Genomic DNA, 16,959 nt, shown 5'->3' on the forward strand with positions numbered 1-16,959 from the left:
CTCGCCCCTCGGCGCTTCCGCGCCGGTTCAGCCACGCCCGATCGGTGTGGACGGCACGGGCGGGTGTTCCGGGTCGCCGGGGCCGCCGGTGTCGCCCTGCCGGGCCTCGAGGACATGGCGCAGTTTCTCGCCCTCGACATCGACGTTGGGCAGGATCCGGTCCAGCCACCCGGGGAGGGCCCAGGCCCGTCGGCCGACCAGGGCCATCACGGCGGGGACGATGGTCATCCGGACGACGAAGGCGTCGAAGAGGACGGCGGAGGCCAGGCCCAGGCCGATCGACTTGACCAGCGCGACGTCGTCGAGGAGGAAGCCGGCGAAGACGGAGATCATGATGATGGCGGCGGCGGTGACCACGCGCGCGCCGTGGCGGAAGCCCGCGACCACGGCCTCGGTGGGATCGGCGCCGTGGACGTACTCCTCCCGCATCCGGGTGACGAGGAAGACCTCGTAGTCCATGGCGAGCCCGAACACCACGCCGATCAGCAGAATGGGCAGCACGCTCACGATCGGCGCGGTCTGGTCGACGCCGAAGACGTCCTTCAGCCAGCCCCACTGGAAGACCGCGACGAGGACACCGAGGGTGGCCAGCACGCTGAGCAGGAAGCCGAGCGCGGCCTTGAGGGGCACCAGGATCGAGCGGAAGACCAGGAGCAGCAGGACCAGCGCGAGGCCGACCACGATGCCCAGATAGGGCACCATGGCGTCGCCGAGCTTGGCGGAGACGTCGATGTTGACGGCGGTGGTGCCGGTGACCATCAGATGGGCGCCGGTGTCCGCGCGCAGGGCGGCGCCGTGGTCACGGATGGCGGAGACCAGGTCGATGGTGTCCTGGCTGGTGGGGGAGGACTTCGGGACGGCGCCGATCAGGGCCACATCGACTGACCGGTTGAAGGCGGCGGGGCGCACCGTGGCGATGTCGGGGAGCTCGCGCAGCATGGCCACCGCGCGACGGGCGGCCGACTTGGGGTCGTGACTGTCGCGGGCGTCGACGACCACGGTCAGCGGGCCGTTGAAGCCGGGCCCGAACCCCTTGCTCAGGGTGTCGTACGCGATGCGCTGAGTGCTGCCGGGGGAGGCCATGCTGTCGTCGGGCAGGGTGAGGCGCAGCGACATCGCGGGAACGGCCAGCAGCCCGAGACCCGCCACCGAGACGAGGAGCATCCTGACCGGGTGGCGGGTGACGAACCGGCCCCAGCGCACCCCCATGGTCTCGCCCTCGCCGCGTTCCAGGGCCCGCATGCGGCGGGTCCGGAGCCGGCCGTTCATCAAGCGTGTCCCGGCGAAGCCCAGCACCGCGGGGAGCAGAGTCAGGGCGATCACGACGGCGACGACGACCGCGAACGCGGCGGCCAGGCCCATGGTGGTCAGCATCTTGATGCCGATGACGCTCAGCCCCGCCAGTGCGATGACCACGGTCAGGCCCGCGAACACCACCGCGGAGCCGGCGGTGCCCAGGGCGCGTCCGCAGGCCTCCTCCGGCTCGTGGCCGTCGCGGAGCTCGCCGCGGTAGCGGGAGACGATGAACAGGGCGTAGTCGATGGCCACCGCCAGGCCCAGCATCAGCGCCAGGGTCGAGGCGGCGGAGGCCATGTCGACGAACTCGGTGGCGATGGTGATGGTGCAGATGGCCGCCGCGACGCCGAACACGGCGGTCAGCAGCGGGAGTCCGGCCGCGATCAGCGAGCCGAAGGTGATCACCAGGGCGAGGGCGGCGACCACGAGGCCGAGCAGCTCGGCCGCCTTGCTGCCGGCCTTGTCCTGGACCGCGTTGCCCCCCAGGCTCACCGTGAGCCCGGCCCGTTCGCCCTGGTCGGCGATGTGGTGCAGGGCGTCCGAGGCGGCGGTGGTGATGTCGGCCTTGGGAACCCGGTAGGTGACCTGGGCGTAGGCGATGGTGCCCGACCTGCTGACCAGGCCGCTGCTGAACGGGTCGGAGACGCTCGCCACTTGCGGCGCCTTCTTCAGATCGGCGACCAGGGCGGCGATCTCGGTCCGGTGGGCGCCGGAGGTCAACTTCCCGCCGTCGGGCGCCTCGAAGACGACCCGTGCCGTGGCGCCGGAGGCGGACGCCTGCGGAAACTCCTTCTCCAGCAGGTCGATCGCCTTCTGGGACTGGGTGCCGGGCAGGGTGAAGTCGTCCGTCGTGGTGCCGGACACGCCGGCGGCGCCCAGGCCGACGGCGGCCAGGACGACGATCCACAGCGTCAGGAAGAGCCGTCGTCGCCGGAAGGCGAGCCGGCCCAGCCGGTAGAGGAAGGTGGCCACGGAAGTACTCCCACCAGGAGAAGAATCGCTACGAGAGCGGGGCCCGAACGACCCCGGCCTCAACGTAGGAGCGGTTTTCCCTGGATCCCCGGCACCCCGGGACCCAATCCGGCGGCCGAGTAGTACCGCGGTACTACTCGCCCGGCCTCCGCGGGTTCCCCCTCGGTGGTGCTCTGGGATTTTGTGGACCGGTCCTGAGCAGGCAAGGAGTTCGTCGTGGGTGAGCCGCGATACGTGGTGATCGCCGGCGATCTCATGGGCAGGATCGCCGCCGGGAAGTGGGCCGTGGGGGAGTTGCTGCCCACCGAGCCCGAGCTGGCGGCCGAGTACGGCGTCTCGCGGGAGACGCTGCGGCGGGCGTTGCTCCGTCTGGAACAGGGCGGCCTGATCTCCCGTCACCCCGGGACGGGTACCCGCGTGGAGCGCTCGACGCCGGTGGCCGCGTTCACCACCCAGCTGGGAAGCGTCGAGGACCTGACCCAGTACGGCGAGGCCGCCGTGCGGTCCATTCTGTCGGTGGAGCCGGTGACGGTGGACGCCGCCCTGTCCGCGGCCACAGGCCTGGCCGAGGGGTCCGGGCAGGTGCGCATCACCTCCACCCGGCGGGATCCCGGGAGTTCCGGCGGGGTCCTCTCCTGGGCGCGGGTGTATCTGGGTCCGGGGGACGCCAAGGCGATCGCCGGGGATCTGGAGGAGGGCCGCCAGCTCATCGCCGACCTGATCGAGGCCCGTACGGGGCGCGCGGTGGCGCGGGTGGTGCAGCAGGTGCGGGCGGTGGGGGTGCCCGCGGCGGCGGCGCATCTCGGGGTGGCACCGGGAAGCCCGGGGCTGGAGTTCGTACGGCGCTACTACGACGCCTCGGGCGCACTCTTCGAGGTCACCGTGAGCACCCGTGCCGGTGACCGCTTCGCCTACGAGACGGTTCTCCAGCGCAAGTAACCCCCGGTTGCGGGTGGACGACCCTTGACACGCGGATTTCTGTGGTCTGAGAAACAACTCCTGGATGCCGTCTCGCCCCCCGCGGCGCGCAAGCGCTGGTACCGGGGGCTGGGGGCGCGGGTCGTCATCGCGATGGCCCTGGGGGTCGCGGTCGGCTTCGCCTTCCCCGGATTCGCGGTCAACCTGAAGATCATCGACCGCGGAGCGCGCACTCCCCGCTGACCCCGGCGACCCATGTCCCCGCCTGCGCTTGCCGAGCCGTGCACTGCCGGACGCGGGGCCGTGCGCGGAGAGTCAACCCGGCGGCTCCGCGGCCACCTAGCGTGGCCCCGTCGCCGTGGCGGGCCGCCCAAGGGGCCGTCCCCGCCGCCGAACCCGAGGAGCTCCGTGGCCAAGCAGACAGTCGCCGAACAGTACGTGGACCTGATAGCCCGCGCCGGTGTGCGGCGGATGTACGGCGTGGTCGGGGACAGCCTGAACCCCGTGGTGGACGCGGTCAGGCGGCACCGCGCGATGGAGTGGGTGCAGGTTCGGCACGAGGAGGTCGCGGCGTTCGCCGCCGGGGCGGAAGCCCAGCTCACCGGCCGGCTGGCCGCCTGCGCGGGCTCCTGCGGGCCGGGCAATCTGCATCTGATCAACGGCCTCTTCGACGCACACCGCTCGATGGCGCCCGTGCTCGCGCTGGCCGCCCAGATCCCCAGCGGCGAGATCGGGACCGGGTACTTCCAGGAGACCCACCCGGACCGGTTGTTCGAGGAGTGCAGCCACTACTCGGAGCTCATCTCCTCGCCCCGCCAGATGCCCCGGGTGGTCCAGACGGCGATCCAGCACGCGGTCGGCCGGCGCGGGGTGTCCGTGGTGGCTCTGCCCGGCGACATCGCCGGGCAGGACTCTCCCGGCGGCGGTGCCGAACTCGCGATCCCGCTGGACCTGCCCGCCATCCGCCCCGGCGACCAGGAACTCGCCCGGCTGAGGCAGCTGGTCGACGCCGCGGAGCGGGTGACCGTGTTCTGTGGCCGGGGCGTCGCCGGGGCCCACGCCGAGGTGATGGCCTTCGCGGAGAAGATCAAGGCCCCGGTCGGCCACGCGCTGCGGGGCAAGGAACACATCCAGTACGACAACCCGTACGACGTCGGGATGTCCGGACTGCTCGGCTACGGCGCCGCGTACGAGGCGATGCACGAGTGCGACCTGCTGCTGCTTCTGGGCACGGACTTCCCGTACACCGAATTCCTGCCGCGTGGCGTCCGGACGGTGCAGGTCGATGTGCAGCCCGAGCGGCTGGGCCGGCGCACCCGGCTGGACCTCGCCGTCTGGGGGGACGTCGGTGAGACACTGCGCTGTCTCACCCCCATGGTGCGGGAGAAGACCTCGCGCCGGTTCCTCGACCGGATGCTGCACCACCACACCCGCGCGCTCGAGGGCGCCGTCAGCGCCTACACCCGGAATGTGGAGAAGCACACCCCGATCCACCCGGAGTACGTGGCCTCGGTGCTCGACGAGGAGGCCGCCGACGACGCGGTCTTCACCGTGGACACCGGGATGTGCTGCGTGTGGGCCGCCCGCTATCTGACGCCGAACGGCCGCCGCCGGATCCTGGGATCCTTTGTGCACGGATCGATGGCCAACGCGCTGCCGCAGGCCATCGGCGCGCAGTTCCTCGACCGGGGGCGGCAGGTGGTGTCCCTGTCAGGCGACGGCGGTTTCTCCATGCTCATGGGCGACTTCCTGACCCTGGTGCAGTACGGGCTTCCGGTGAAGGTCGTGGTGTTCAACAACTCCTCGCTCGGCATGGTCGACCTGGAGATGATGGTCGACGGTCTGCCCTCGCACGGCACCCGGTACCCGCACACGGACTACGCCGCCATCGCCCGGGCGGCCGGAGCGCACGGGGTCCGCGTGGAGAAGCCCGCCGAGGTGCGCGACGCGCTGCGGGAGGCCTTCGCCCACGACGGTCCGGCGCTCGTCGATGTCGTCACCGACCCCGACGCGCTGTCCATCCCGCCGAAGATCACGGCCGAGCAGGTCACCGGCTTCGCGCTGTCGGCGAGCCGCACCGTGCTCGCCGGCGGCGTGGGACGCATGGTCCATCTGGCCCGCAGCAATCTGCGCAACCTTCCGCGCCCCTGAACGCGGCCGATGGATACACCCAGGTTTTTCGTAGCGAAGCAGGATGGTCGCCCATACGATGGGGATCATCGGCGCACAGTTGCACACGGACCGTCGGCGCCGCCCGGCGTCGGCCAGTCCGGGGCGGGAGAGGCATGACACAGTCCGCAGAAGCCGCGCGGACCATCATTCTGACCGTGGACGACGACCCCGGAGTGTCCCGGTCCGTAGCCCGTGACCTGCGGAGGCGCTACGGGCAGGCATACCGCGTGGTGCGCGCGGAGTGCGGGGAGTCCGCTCTCGACGCGCTACGGGAGCTCAAGCTGCGCGGCGATGTGGTGGCGGTGATCCTCGCCGACTACCGCATGCCGCAGATGAACGGCATCGAGTTTCTGGAGCAGGCGCTCGACATCTACCCCGGTGCCCGCCGTGTGCTGCTGACGGCGTACGCGGACACCGACGCGGCCATCGACGCGATCAACGTCGTCGACCTCGACCACTATCTGCTCAAGCCGTGGGACCCGCCCGAGGAGAAGCTCTACCCGGTCCTGGACGATCTGCTGGAGACCTGGCGGGCCAGCGAACACCGGCCGGTGCTGATCACCAAGGTCGTCGGACACCGCTGGTCGGCGCGGTCCTCGGCGGTACGGGAATTCCTGGCCCGCAACCAGGTGCCGTACCGCTGGTACTCCTCCGACGAGCCGGAAGGCCGGCGGCTGCTCTCCGCGGCGGGCCAGGACGGACTGCGGCTCCCGCTCGTGGTCACCCCGGACGGCACAGCGCTCGTGGAGCCGGAGGACCGGGACATCGCCGCCAAGGTGGGTCTGGCCACGACACCGGCGGCCGACTTCTACGACCTCGTCATCATCGGCGGCGGACCCGCCGGGCTCGGCGCGGCCGTGTACGGGGCCTCCGAAGGCCTCCGGACGGTCCTGGTGGAGCGCTCGGCGACCGGTGGCCAGGCGGGGCAGAGCTCCCGGATCGAGAACTACCTCGGCTTCCCGAACGGCGTGTCCGGAGCGCAGCTCACGGACCGGGCCCGCCGCCAGGCGGCCAAGTTCGGCGCCGAGATACTGACCGCGCGCGAGGTCACCGGGCTGGAGATCAACGGCGCCGCCCGCGTCGTCCGGTTCTCGGACGGATCCGCGATCGCCGCCCACGCCGTCATCCTCGCCACCGGCGTGTCGTACCGGCAACTCCAGGCGCCCGGCGTGGAGGACCTGACCGGATGCGGGGTGTTCTACGGCTCCGCACTGACCGAGGCGGCCGCCTGCCAGGACCACGACGTCTACATCGTCGGCGGCGCGAACTCCGCGGGCCAGGCCGCGATGTATCTGTCCCGGGGCGCCAAGTCGGTCACCCTCCTCGTGCGCGGAGCGTCCCTGTCCGACTCCATGTCGCACTATCTCGTCCAGCAGATCACGGACGCGCCCACGATCTCGGTGCGCACGAACACGGTGGTCGAGGCCGCCCACGGCGAGCACCAGCTGGAGCGGCTCACCCTGACCGACACCACGACCGGCCACGCCGAGATGGTCGACGCCCAGTGGATGTTCGTGTTCATCGGCGCGGCCCCGCTGGCGGACTGGCTGGGCGACACCGTGCTCAGGGACTCCCGCGGTTTCATCCTGACCGGCCCCGACCTCACCGCCGACGGGGCGCCCCCGCCCGGCTGGGAGCTGGACCGGCCGCCGTACCACCTGGAGACCAATATCCCCGGGGTGTTCGTGGCGGGAGACGCGCGCGCCGAGTCCGCCAAGCGCGTCGCCTCCGCCGTGGGAGAGGGAGCCATGGCGGTCATGCTGGTGCACCGGTATCTGGAGCAGTCGTGAACGCATTGCAGTGCAGCGAGGCCGAGATCGGCTCCCTGTTCCTCTTCGAGAAGCTGGCCCCCGACCAGCTCGCGCGGCTGTGCCGCGAGGGCCGGGTGGAGCGGTTCGAACCCGGGCCCGTGTACGCCGAGGGCGAACCGGCCACCTGCTTCTATGTGCTGCTCGAGGGGACGCTGGTGCTCTCCAGCCGGATCGGGGGCCAGGACGTGGAGGTGAACCGGAGCTCCAGCCGTGGTGTCTACGCGGGAGCCTTCCACGCCTACCTGGGCGACCGCGTCCGGCAGGTGTACACCAGCTCCCTGCGGGTCATCGAGCCCGCGCGGTTCTTCGTGCTGCCCGCCGAGACGTTCGCCCGCGTCATGCACGAGTGGTTTCCCATGGGGGTCCACCTGCTGGAAGGGCTCTTCTTCGGCACCAAGAACACCCAGCAGGCCATCGGACAGCGGGAGCGGCTCCAGGCCCTCGGCTCGCTCTCCGCGGGCCTCACCCACGAGCTGAACAACCCGGCCGCCGCCGCGGTACGGGCCACCTCGGCGCTCCGGGAGCGGGTCGCCGGGATGCGCCACAAGCTCGGCGCCATCGCGGCGGGCCCGTACCGGCGCGACAGCCTCCAGATCCTCGTCGAGGTGCAGGAGCGCACGGCCGAGCGCGTCGCCAAGGCCACCACCCTGAGCCCGCTGGAGGCCTCGGACCTCGAGGACGCCATCTCCGACTGGCTGGACGACCACGGCATCGAGGGCGGATGGCAGCTCGCGCCGACGTTCGTCCAGGCCGGCCTCGACACCGACTGGCTGGACCAGGTCGCGCTGGCGGTCGGCGAGGACATCCTCGAAGGGGCCGTGCGGTGGCTGAACTACACCGTCGAGACCGAGCTCCTCATGAACGAGATCGAGGACTCGACCACCCGGGTCTCGACCCTCGTCAACGCCGCCAGGCAGTACTCGCAGCTCGACCGCGCGCCCTACCAGGTGGCCGATGTGCATGAACTGCTCGACAGCACACTGCTGATGCTCGCCGCGAAGATCGGCCCGCACATCACCGTCGTCAAGGACTACGACCGCACCCTGCCGAAGATCCCCGCCTACCCCGGCGAGCTCAACCAGGTCTGGACGAACCTGATCGACAACGCGGTCTCCGCGATGAACACCGGGGACGACGCCCCGGGCACCCTGACCGTGCGCACCGCGCGCGACGAGGACCACCTTCTCGTCGAGTTCGGCGACACGGGGCCCGGCATTCCCGAGGACATCCGCGACCGTGTCTTCGACCCGTTCTTCACCACGAAACCGGTGGGCCAGGGCACCGGTCTCGGCCTGGACATCTCATGGCGCATCGTCGTCAACAAGCACCACGGTGACCTCCGCGTCCAGTCCACTCCGGGCGACACCCGCTTCCAGGTGCGCCTCCCGCTGACCGCCACCGGTCCCGACACCCCACAGGAGCCCTCATGACCCCGCAGAACGGAATCGACCCGTCGGTGCCGCCGAGCGGCACCGGATGCGCCGAGTGCGAGGCCGGCGGCGGATGGTGGTTCCATCTGCGGCGCTGCGCGCAGTGCGGACACATCGGCTGTTGCGACGACTCGCTCGCGAAGCACGCGACCGCGCACGCCGAGGCCACCGGCCATCCGCTGATCCGCAGCTTCGAACCGGGTGAGGGCTGGTTCTGGAACTACGAGACCTCCGAGATGTACGAGTCGGGCCCGCAGCTGGCCGGGCCCGAGAGCCACCCCGCCGACCAGCCGACGCCCGGTCCCGCGGGACGGGTGCCCGCGGACTGGGTGCGGCAGCTCGGCTAGGCGAACAGCGCACCGCGCGCGGCCGCGCGCGCGGTGCGGAGGGCCACCGTGACCCAGGCGGTGAGGAGGAGGGCGAACAGGGCGACGGCGAGGGCGGCGAGCGGGGTGGAGTGCAGCCGCAGGGCCAGCGCGCTGGTGCCGGTGACACACGTACCGACGGGAAACGTGAAGCTCCACCAGGTCAGCGAGAACGGCAGCCCCCTCCGGGCGGTGCGGCGGGTCAGCGCCGCGGCCAGGGCCAGCCACATCATGGCGAAGCCCCAGACGGGGACGCCGTACAGAAAGCCGAAGACCTCGGCGCCGGTGGCGTAGGGGCGGGGCAGGGCGCTGTGCGCCGCGGCGCCGAGGAGGTTGGCGGCGGTCACCGACTGCCCGAGCGGGCCCAGGACGATCCACAGGGTGGGCGTCATGGCGGCCGGCCCGACCTTGTGGTGCATCAGCCGCGCCCAGATCTGGGTGATGATGACGAGGCTCGCCAGCAGACTGATGCCGAACATGGCGTAGCAGGCGAGCAGCAGCGTGAGCCGGGGCTGCCCGGCGGCGGTGTGGGGGACGAGGGCGGCGCCGGTGGCGGCGGACACCATGGGCGGGACGACGGGCATCAGCCAGCCGCCGAACGCGGCGTCCGGGGCGGTGGCGTGCCCCGTCATGGCGCGGTAGGGGATCCAGACGGCGGTGACCAGCCCCAGCAGGGTGCCTGCCGACCACAGCGCCACGTCGATGGCCACGGCCGTCGGCCGGCCGAGCCAGTCCTGCCCCAGGGTCAGGGCGCCGGCGCCCACGGTGAGCAGCGCCATGGCGGGGGCGCCCCAGAAGTGGGCCATCACCGGGTGTCCGGCGTGTGCCCTGGCCCGGTCGCGGTGGCGGGTCCAGTGCACGGCCCACGCCGCGGTGAGCGCCACCAGCCAGACCGCGGCCAGGGCCCAGACCAAGGTGGCGGCCGTGTGCAGCCCGGGGACCCGGACGGGCAGGCCGGCCGCGGCGGTGGCGACGATGCCCGTGCCCATGACGGAGGCGTACCAGTTCGGGCCGAGGTTCTCGAACAGCTGGGCAGGGCGGTCCAGGTCGCGCAGCAGACCGGCGGGGAGCCGCCGCCGGGCGTCGTACGCCGGGGGCCGCGGGGCGGTGAGGAGAGGGGGCATGGAGCAACCGTCGCCCGTCCCCGACGTGGCCGGTAGGCACTGATTCCGGATGAGCTCATAAAGTGGCCTTATGCCTCTCTCGCCGCGCGTCAGCGACCTGACCGCCTTCGACCTGCTGCTGTCGGTGGCGCGGCTGGGAAGTGTCGGCGCGGCCGCCCGGGCGCATGACATCACCCAGCCGGCCGCGAGCTCACGCCTGAGCCACCTGGAGCGCAAGCTGGGTCTGCGGCTGCTCGACCGCTCGCCGCGCGGCTCGCGGCTGACCGAGCACGGCGCGCTGGTGGCGGACTGGGCCCGGGAGGCCGTGGAGGCGGCCGCGGCTATGGACGCCGGTGTGCTCTCGCTGCGGGACGGCGCGCACAGCCGGCTGCGGGTGGCGGCCAGCCTGACGGTGGCCGAGTATCTGCTGCCGCACTGGCTGGTGGCGTTGCAGACCACGGCCTCGGACGCTGCCGTGGCGCTGACCGCCGGGAACTCCGACGACGTGGCCCAGGCGGTGCTCGAGGACCGGGCCGACCTGGGATTCGTCGAGGGCCCGCAGATCCCCCGGGGCCTGAGCGGTCAGCGGATCGCGCGGGACGAACTGACCGTGATCGTGGCCCGCGGCCACCCGTGGGCCCGGCGCCGCTCGGGCATCACCCCCGAGGAGCTGGCCGCCACGCCGCTGGTGAGCCGGGAGCGCGGCTCGGGCACCCGCCGCTATCTCGAACGCGCCGTCGGCGCCAGGACGCGCACCCCGCTGGCGGCCCCGCTGCTGGAGCTGCCCTCCACCACAGCGATCAAGACGGCCGTGGCCGAGGGCGTCGCCCCCGGCGTGCTCAGCTCTCTGGCCGTGGCCGCCGACCTGGCCAACCGCACCGTGGTCGCCGTGCCCGTCCAGGGCCTGGACCTCCGACGCGGACTGCGCATGGTCCACATCCGCGGACGCAGGCTCCTCGGACCGGCCCTGGACCTGTGTGCCATCGCCCGCCGCAACGGCGGCGGCGCCCCGGCCCCCGGCCGTTGACCGGCGCCGCGTATCCGCCGCGGGGCCGGGCGAGACCCGGCCGCGAATCCTCAAAGGGGGTGCGGATCGCGGCCGGGCCGATCACCCGCACCGTCCCCGTCCCCACGGGTGGTGCGGACCGGGCGCGCGCCGCTCAACGCGCGACCCGGAAGCGTGTCCGGCCTACGCCCGTGGGGCGGTGGCCGCGTCCGAGGCCGTGGCGGGCTCGGCGGTGTCGTCCGGGGCCGGGTGCGCGGCGGTGAGCGGACGCCGGCCGGGGATGAGCGAGGCGACCGCGAAGGAGATGAGGGCGGCTCCGGCGCCGACGGCCATGACGACCTTGAAGCCGTTCTCCGAGGGCAGCGCGTGGCCGCCGAAGTCGGTGACCATCTGGGCCAGGATGACGCCGGCGACGGCACTGGCGGTGGAGGTGCCGATCGAGCGCATCAGGGTGTTGAGGCTGTTGGCGGCCGCCGTCTCGGACGGGTCCACGGCGCCCATGATGAGGGAGGGCATCGCGCCGTAGGCGAAGCCGACACCGGCGCCGATGATGCAGGAGACCACGACGAGCTGCCAGACCTCGGACATCATCACGATGTTCAGGGCGTATCCGGCCGAGACGATCAGGGCGCCGATCATGAGGGTGATCTTCGGACCCTTGGCCGCGGACAGGGCCGCGGAGATCGGGGCGCAGGCCATCATCACCAGGCCCTGCGGGGCCATGACCAGACCGACGGCCAGCATCGACTTGCCCAGACCGTAGCCGGTCGCCTCAGGCAACTGGAGGAGCTGCGGAAGGACGAGGGACATCGCGAACATCGAGAAGCCGAAGGCCATCGAGGCGATGTTGGTCACCAGGACCTGGCGGCGCGCGGTGGCGCGCAGGTCGACCAGGGGTTCGGCGATCCGGAGCTCGTAGCGGCCCCAGCCCGCCAGGACGGCGACGGCGGTGATGAGCAGGCCGAGCGTGGTGCCGCTGCCCCAGCCCCAGTCGGCGCCCTTGGAGATCGCCAGCAGCAGACACACCAGGCCCACGGCCATGCCGACGGCGCCCACCACGTCGAACCGGCCGCCCGTGCGGACCTTGGACTCCGGGACGAGCAGGAACACGAGGGCGGTGCCGAGGGCGCCGATCACGGCCGAGGTCCAGAACAGCGCGTGCCAGTCGAAGTTGTCGGCGATGAGCGCGGCGGCGGGCAGACCGAGCGCGCCGCCGATGCCGAGGGAGGCGCTCATCATGGCGGTGGCGGTGCCCAGCCGCTCGGCCGGCAGCTCGTCGCGCATGATGCTGATGCCGAGCGGGATGACACCGGCGGCCAGGCCCTGGAGCACCCGCCCGACGATCATCGGCGTCAGCGAGTCGGACAGCGCGCACAGGACCGAGCCGCACACCAGCAGCACCAGGCTGAACAGCAGCATGCGGCGCTTGCCGTACATGTCGCCGAGCCGGCCGACGACCGGGGTGGCGACCGCGGCGGCGAGCAGGGTGGCGGTGATCGCCCAGGCGGCGTCCGCGGCCGTCGCGTTCAGCAGCGTCGGGAGCTTGGGGATGATCGGGATCACGACGGTCTGCATCAGCGAGACCACGATGCCGGCGAAGGCCAGCACCGCCACGACCACATTCGGTTTCGGCGGGGCGGACTCCCCGCTCGCGGTGGACTGCCCGCTTCCGGCGGGCTGGGCGAGGGCGTCGGGCATGGCGAAGGGCCTCCGGAGGCGGGGATCGGCGGACTGCCGGACTCGATATTTTAAATCACTCGACTGAGTTAAAGTGACTGTAGCAGACGGTGCGCCGGTCAGTAGGCTGTCGGCCTTGCCTCGCCGCCCAGGGGAGGACCTGCGGCGGGCGTCGGGACCGGCCGCCGCGGGGCACGCCGCGGTCCCGGTGAGGTGGTGGACATGGCCGGCAGAAGGGTCCGTGAGGAGCAGGTCGAGGCGACCCGTGAGGCGATCCTCGACGCCGCGGAGCGGCTGTTCGCCGAGTACGGGGTGCACACGGTCTCCAACCGTCAGATCAGCATCGCCGCGGGCCAGGGCAACACCGGCGCCGTCGGCTACCACTTCGGCACGAAGACCGACCTGGTCCGGGCGATCGCCCGCAGACACACGGCGGTCATCGCGGAGATCCGCGCCCGCATCCTGGCCGAGTCCGGCGAGTTCACCTGTGTCCGGGACTGGGCGGCCTCCTCGGTGCGCCCCGTCATCGAGCACCTGGCCTCCCTGGGGACCCCCACCTGGTTCGCCCGGTTCAACGCCCAGGTGTCGGCCGATCCGGCGCTGTTCCAGATCGTGGTCGAGGACTCCCTCATGTCCTCGTCACCGCAACAGCTGCGGGACCTCCTCGACCGGTTCCTCCCGGACCTGCCGCCCGAGGTGATCACCATGCGCATGCTGATGGCGCGCCATCTGATCGTGCAGATGTGCGTCGAGACGGAGCGGGCCCTGGCCGAGGGCGCCCCCGCCACCCGCCTCAACTGGGACGACACCGCCACCGACCTGACCGACGCGATCGCCGCCCTGTGGGAGGCCCCCGTCTCCCGTCACCCGGCCCGCCCGCGGCCGGCGTGACGCGGGACACCGCTCAGTAGTCCAGCCGCGGGAACCAGTCGTCCCGGCCGCCCGGGGTCAGATCGAGAAGATGCCAGACGGGGGCGAGGAGGTCGATGCCCCGCTGCTCGATGTCCTCGGCCATGCGCGGGTGGGCGGAGTAGCGGTGGCGGATCGTGCCGTCGCCGTCCCGGGTGAACACGGAGATGGTGGAGTCCTGCTCGCCGTCCTTGTCCTCACTGCCCAGGTCGTACTTGAAGGTGCTGTCCCCGCAGCTCAGCAGGCGCAGCCGGGACCAGCCGCGGCTGCGGGCGTGCTCCCGCAGGGTGGCCGGGTCGGCGGCCGCGGCGACGGCGAAGTCGGCGTTCCGGGCGATGTGGTGGGCGATGCCGTTGAAACCGTCGACCCACAGGGTGCACATCGGACACGGCTCGGTCTGCCGCTTTCCGTACATCAGGTGGTAGACGATCAGCGGCCGGTCCGGGGCGGTGAACAGCTCGCTCAGGGAGGTCTCGCGGACGGGGGCGTCGCCCGTGTCCAGGTCGGCGGGGCCCTCGAGGAAGACGTAGTCGTCGACCGGCGGCCCCGCGGGAAGCGCCCGCCGCCGGGCCGCGACCTCCTCGCGGTGGCGCATGAGCTCGATCTCGGCGAGGCGGAGCTCTTCGCGGGCGGCGAGGTAGTCGGCGGACTCATCGGGCAGTCGGGTCTGCCGCAGCATCGCATCCTCCTGGGTGGGAAGCCCCCGAAGGATTCGAGTCTATGGCGCTCCCGGGGTACGCAGACAGCGATAAATAGTGTGCCAAGCGAGGAAAATGCAGGTCGGGAGGGCAACGGCCCGGGAGGTGGGCTTGCTCCAGCAGGGAGCCCCGTCAGGCGTGGTCGGCGCAGCAGGGCGTGGGATTCGGGACTTCGAACGGCGCCAGCGCCCCGCCGGCGGCCGGGACCAGGGCGAGGGTGAGCCGCCCGTCCCGCCACTCGGGCCGTACGTGGTCGCGGGTGAGCACCGGCGTGGCGGGGTCGGGCCCCTGGCCGTCCGCCGCCGGTGCGCCGACCACGGTGATCCGGTCGATGGCGGTCAGGGCGAGCAGGTCGGCCAAGGTGACCGTGCCGGTGAGGTGTTCCACTCCGGGGTAGACCACGGCCCGCCCGCCGCTGCGGTGGGCGTGCTCCGCGGCGGCCAGCGTGGCCGTACGGACGGCCTGGTCCGCGCCGTACGAGCGCTCCCGCAGGACCGCGCCCACGTCCGGGCTCTCCCCTCCGGCGATGCGCTCCCACACGGCCTCGGCCGCGGCGGCGTCGGGCAGGGCGAACGAGACGGCGGTGGAGCGGCGCTCCTCGGTGCGGATCAGATGGGTGCAGGCGATCGTGCCCGGTGCGAGGCCGAGGTGGTCCAGCAGATCGTGGATCAGATGGTCGGCCCCGCGCAGGTTCGCCGACCCGGCGTCCACCCCGATGAGGAGGTGGACGCCGGGCACGTCGTGTGGTGCGGTCATGCGGGCAGGACCCACATGGGGTTGGAGTAGAACCACAGGTCCTTCCACGGATCGGCGTCCCCGATCACGTCCATCGCCGGTCCGGCCGGGTCGACGGCGGTACCGCGCAGGCCGACGGCGGAGCGGTTGCCGTCGGTGCCGCGCAGCCGCACATACACCGGCTTGTCCACGCGGCCCAGGGAGTAGGTCAGGCGCACCGAGCCGGTGGACTTGTTCACCTCGAAGGACTTCACGACCTTGGTGTCCGGGGTGGCGAAGGTGTCCTTGTCGGAGACCGGGCCGGTGACATCGCCCTGGATGACGTCCACCCGGGCCAGCTTCGGCACGAACTGCGCCCAGTTGGGCCCGTTGGCCAGGCTGATCTCCATGACCAGGTCGACCTGGGCGCCACGGCGCACATGCAGCACATCGCCGAGGGTGATCGCGCGGCTGCCGGAGCGCAGCTGGGCGTTCAGGCCGCTGATGAGCCCGCCGTGGTCCACCCAGACACGTCCGGCGCGGATGCCGTCCATGACCGCCTTGTAGGCGAAGGAGGCGGCGCCGACGTGGGTACGGGAGTACTGGCCCGGCCAGAAGTCGGTGTCGGTGAGGTTGAGGCCGCCGCCGTAGACCGGGTCGTTGTAGCGGCCGTTGGCGTTGAAGTCGCTGTTCGGGCCGCGCACGGCGGTGTCGGCGTAGACGTTGTGGGAGTCGGAGTTGGCCGTGATCCACCAGGGCTTGCCCTCGGCGAGCAGGCTGTCCCACAGACCGCCGACGGTGGCGGTCATCCAGTCGAAGCCGCCCCAGGTGCGGTAGCTCTCCAGCGGGTAGCCGCCGAAGGAGTCGGCGCCGGGGCTGTTGTCGTAGATGCCGCGGGCCCCGCCGGGGCCGTTCGGGGCGGGCAGACCGGCGGCCTGGTGGCCGGGGGCGCCCTCCATGCCGACGGCGATGGTCGGCTGGGCGTCGCGCCAGGCGCGGATCTCGTGCGGGGAGTCGATGCCCTTGCGCGCGGGGTGGTTGGCCAGGAACAGGATGTCCTTCACCCTGCGGCGCTGGACCTGCTCGGCGAGGAAGTTGACGCCCGCGATGGCCAGCGCCTCGTTGGCGGGGGTGTTTGAGCTCGCCTTCTTCACCGAGCCGTCGAAGGAGTTCTCGAACTCCTTCAACACCGCCACCTCGTTCTTGCCGGGGTGGACGAAGACGGTGCCGTGTTCGGCGGCCGGGATGTTCCACTCCAGGCCCTGGAAGACGAGGGTGTCGTCGATCTGGTCGCGGGCGGCGACGATGTCCGGGTTGACCTTCTCCACGCCGATCTTGGCGTGCGTCTCGCTGCCGTGGTCGGTGATGACCATCCAGTCGAGGCCGTGGGCGTTCGCCTGGCGTACGTGGTCGATGACCCGGTACTTGGCGTCGGAGCTGTACTGGGTGTGGATGTGGTGGTCGCCGGCCAGCCACAGGTATCCGCCGGAGCGCTCGCTCCCGGAGGCTGCCGACGCGGATGTCGCGGCCGCGGGGGCCGCGGCGGCCTGGCCCGCGCCGCCGAGGACGCTGCCCGCCGCGAGGCCCGCCCCGAGCAGGCCGGTACGGCGCAGCATGGAGCGCCGTGACAGCTGGCTGGGGGTCAGTGCCTCGTCCGGGACGGACATGTCGAGGGCGGGCGGCAGGGACGACGCGTCGCCGCTCGTGTGGTGGTGATGGTGGTGACCGTGGTCGTGTCTGTGACCGTGGCTCATGCTCAACTCCCGCTGGCGCAGGGACGTACAGGCTGGGACGGGGCAGATTCTGCGAAGCCTGCGTGAACGGGGGAGGACCGGCCGGTGGTGCGGTGAGGAACTGCTGATGTGCGGCGAGCGCACACTCGGTGCCG

The 16,959-nt window shown here is 72.0% G+C and carries 14 protein-coding genes; 8 read left to right on the forward strand and 6 right to left on the reverse strand.

Features of this window, described 5'->3' with window-relative positions; all coding sequences use genetic code 11:
- Positions 1-27: 27 nt before the first annotated feature.
- A complete protein-coding gene (locus tag ABTY62_RS02915; protein ID WP_352127566.1) occupies positions 28-2,268 on the reverse strand; it encodes an MMPL family transporter in 2,241 nt (746 codons plus the stop codon).
- Between the two features lie 216 nt (positions 2,269-2,484).
- On the opposite strand from ABTY62_RS02915, the gene ABTY62_RS02920 reads away from it, so the two are divergent.
- From ABTY62_RS02920 to ABTY62_RS02945, 6 genes are all read left to right on the forward strand, one after another.
- Positions 2,485-3,207 (forward strand): GntR family transcriptional regulator, encoded by a 723-nt coding sequence (locus ABTY62_RS02920; RefSeq protein WP_352127567.1) that lies wholly within the window; start codon positions 2,485-2,487, stop codon positions 3,205-3,207.
- A 24-nt stretch (positions 3,208-3,231) separates the two neighbouring features.
- On the forward strand, positions 3,232-3,429 hold the full coding sequence (locus ABTY62_RS02925; protein ID WP_352127568.1) for a hypothetical protein: 198 nt from the start codon (positions 3,232-3,234) through the stop codon (positions 3,427-3,429).
- A gap of 165 nt (positions 3,430-3,594) precedes the next feature.
- The gene (locus ABTY62_RS02930) at positions 3,595-5,337 is read left to right on the forward strand and encodes a pyruvate dehydrogenase (protein WP_352127569.1); all 1,743 of its coding nucleotides are present in this window, start codon (positions 3,595-3,597) and stop codon (positions 5,335-5,337) included.
- A gap of 134 nt (positions 5,338-5,471) precedes the next feature.
- Positions 5,472-7,148, forward strand: a complete 1,677-nt coding sequence (locus ABTY62_RS02935; protein ID WP_352127570.1) for an NAD(P)/FAD-dependent oxidoreductase — start codon at positions 5,472-5,474, stop codon at positions 7,146-7,148.
- A 5-nt stretch (positions 7,149-7,153) separates the two neighbouring features.
- On the forward strand, positions 7,154-8,599 hold the full coding sequence (locus ABTY62_RS02940) for an ATP-binding protein (RefSeq protein ID WP_352127840.1): 1,446 nt from the start codon (positions 7,154-7,156) through the stop codon (positions 8,597-8,599).
- The gene (locus ABTY62_RS02945) at positions 8,596-8,946 is read left to right on the forward strand and encodes a UBP-type zinc finger domain-containing protein (protein WP_311723313.1); all 351 of its coding nucleotides are present in this window, start codon (positions 8,596-8,598) and stop codon (positions 8,944-8,946) included. The genes ABTY62_RS02940 and ABTY62_RS02945 overlap by 4 nt, the downstream gene beginning before the upstream one ends.
- Here the strand turns inward: ABTY62_RS02945 and ABTY62_RS02950 are convergent.
- Positions 8,943-10,088 carry a TDT family transporter gene (locus ABTY62_RS02950; protein WP_352127571.1) on the reverse strand — a complete coding sequence of 382 codons (1,146 nt, stop codon included), beginning with the start codon at positions 10,086-10,088 and terminating at the stop codon, positions 8,943-8,945. The two genes, ABTY62_RS02945 and ABTY62_RS02950, sit on opposite strands and share 4 nt — an antisense overlap.
- 70 nt (positions 10,089-10,158) lie before the next feature.
- Between ABTY62_RS02950 and ABTY62_RS02955 the strand changes: the two genes are divergently transcribed.
- Complete coding sequence (locus tag ABTY62_RS02955) at positions 10,159-11,094, forward strand: LysR family transcriptional regulator (protein ID WP_352127572.1); 936 nt, start codon at positions 10,159-10,161, stop codon at positions 11,092-11,094.
- Positions 11,095-11,256: 162 nt separating this feature from the next.
- On the opposite strand, the gene ABTY62_RS02960 is transcribed toward ABTY62_RS02955, so the two are convergent.
- Positions 11,257-12,771 (reverse strand): MFS transporter, encoded by a 1,515-nt coding sequence (locus ABTY62_RS02960; RefSeq protein WP_352127573.1) that lies wholly within the window; start codon positions 12,769-12,771, stop codon positions 11,257-11,259.
- A 201-nt stretch (positions 12,772-12,972) separates the two neighbouring features.
- Between ABTY62_RS02960 and ABTY62_RS02965 the strand changes: the two genes are divergently transcribed.
- Positions 12,973-13,641, forward strand: coding sequence for a TetR/AcrR family transcriptional regulator (locus ABTY62_RS02965; protein WP_352127575.1), 669 nt, complete (start codon positions 12,973-12,975; stop codon positions 13,639-13,641).
- A 13-nt stretch (positions 13,642-13,654) separates the two neighbouring features.
- Here ABTY62_RS02965 and ABTY62_RS02970 read toward each other — a convergent pair whose 3' ends face one another.
- The 3 genes from ABTY62_RS02970 to ABTY62_RS02980 all read right to left on the reverse strand — a co-directional run bounded on the left by ABTY62_RS02970 (position 13,655) and on the right by ABTY62_RS02980 (position 16,825).
- The gene (locus tag ABTY62_RS02970; protein ID WP_352127576.1) at positions 13,655-14,338 is read right to left on the reverse strand and encodes a DUF899 family protein; all 684 of its coding nucleotides are present in this window, start codon (positions 14,336-14,338) and stop codon (positions 13,655-13,657) included.
- 151 nt (positions 14,339-14,489) lie between these two features.
- On the reverse strand, positions 14,490-15,113 hold the full coding sequence (locus ABTY62_RS02975; protein ID WP_352127577.1) for a hypothetical protein: 624 nt from the start codon (positions 15,111-15,113) through the stop codon (positions 14,490-14,492).
- On the reverse strand, positions 15,110-16,825 hold the full coding sequence (locus ABTY62_RS02980; RefSeq protein ID WP_352127578.1) for a PHP domain-containing protein: 1,716 nt from the start codon (positions 16,823-16,825) through the stop codon (positions 15,110-15,112). The genes ABTY62_RS02975 and ABTY62_RS02980 overlap by 4 nt, the downstream gene beginning before the upstream one ends.
- Positions 16,826-16,959 lie beyond the last annotated feature (134 nt).

Source organism: Streptomyces sp. NPDC097640, assembly GCF_040302705.1.
Taxonomy (GTDB): domain Bacteria; phylum Actinomycetota; class Actinomycetes; order Streptomycetales; family Streptomycetaceae; genus Streptomyces.

Bases quoted from the DNA above. Each gene is read 5' to 3' on its own strand.
- ABTY62_RS02960 (WP_352127573.1), bottom strand. From the start codon at position 12,771: ATGCCCGACGCCCTCGCCCAGCCCGCCGGAAGCGGGCAGTCCACCGCG.
- ABTY62_RS02980 (WP_352127578.1), bottom strand. From the start codon at position 16,825: ATGAGCCACGGTCACAGACACGACCACGGTCACCACCATCACCACCAC.
- ABTY62_RS02955 (WP_352127572.1), top strand. From the start codon at position 10,159: ATGCCTCTCTCGCCGCGCGTCAGCGACCTGACCGCCTTCGACCTGCTG.
- ABTY62_RS02945 (WP_311723313.1), top strand. From the start codon at position 8,596: ATGACCCCGCAGAACGGAATCGACCCGTCGGTGCCGCCGAGCGGCACC.
- ABTY62_RS02965 (WP_352127575.1), top strand. From the start codon at position 12,973: ATGGCCGGCAGAAGGGTCCGTGAGGAGCAGGTCGAGGCGACCCGTGAG.
- ABTY62_RS02950 (WP_352127571.1), bottom strand. From the start codon at position 10,088: ATGCCCCCTCTCCTCACCGCCCCGCGGCCCCCGGCGTACGACGCCCGG.
- ABTY62_RS02970 (WP_352127576.1), bottom strand. From the start codon at position 14,338: ATGCTGCGGCAGACCCGACTGCCCGATGAGTCCGCCGACTACCTCGCC.
- ABTY62_RS02935 (WP_352127570.1), top strand. From the start codon at position 5,472: ATGACACAGTCCGCAGAAGCCGCGCGGACCATCATTCTGACCGTGGAC.
- ABTY62_RS02975 (WP_352127577.1), bottom strand. From the start codon at position 15,113: ATGACCGCACCACACGACGTGCCCGGCGTCCACCTCCTCATCGGGGTG.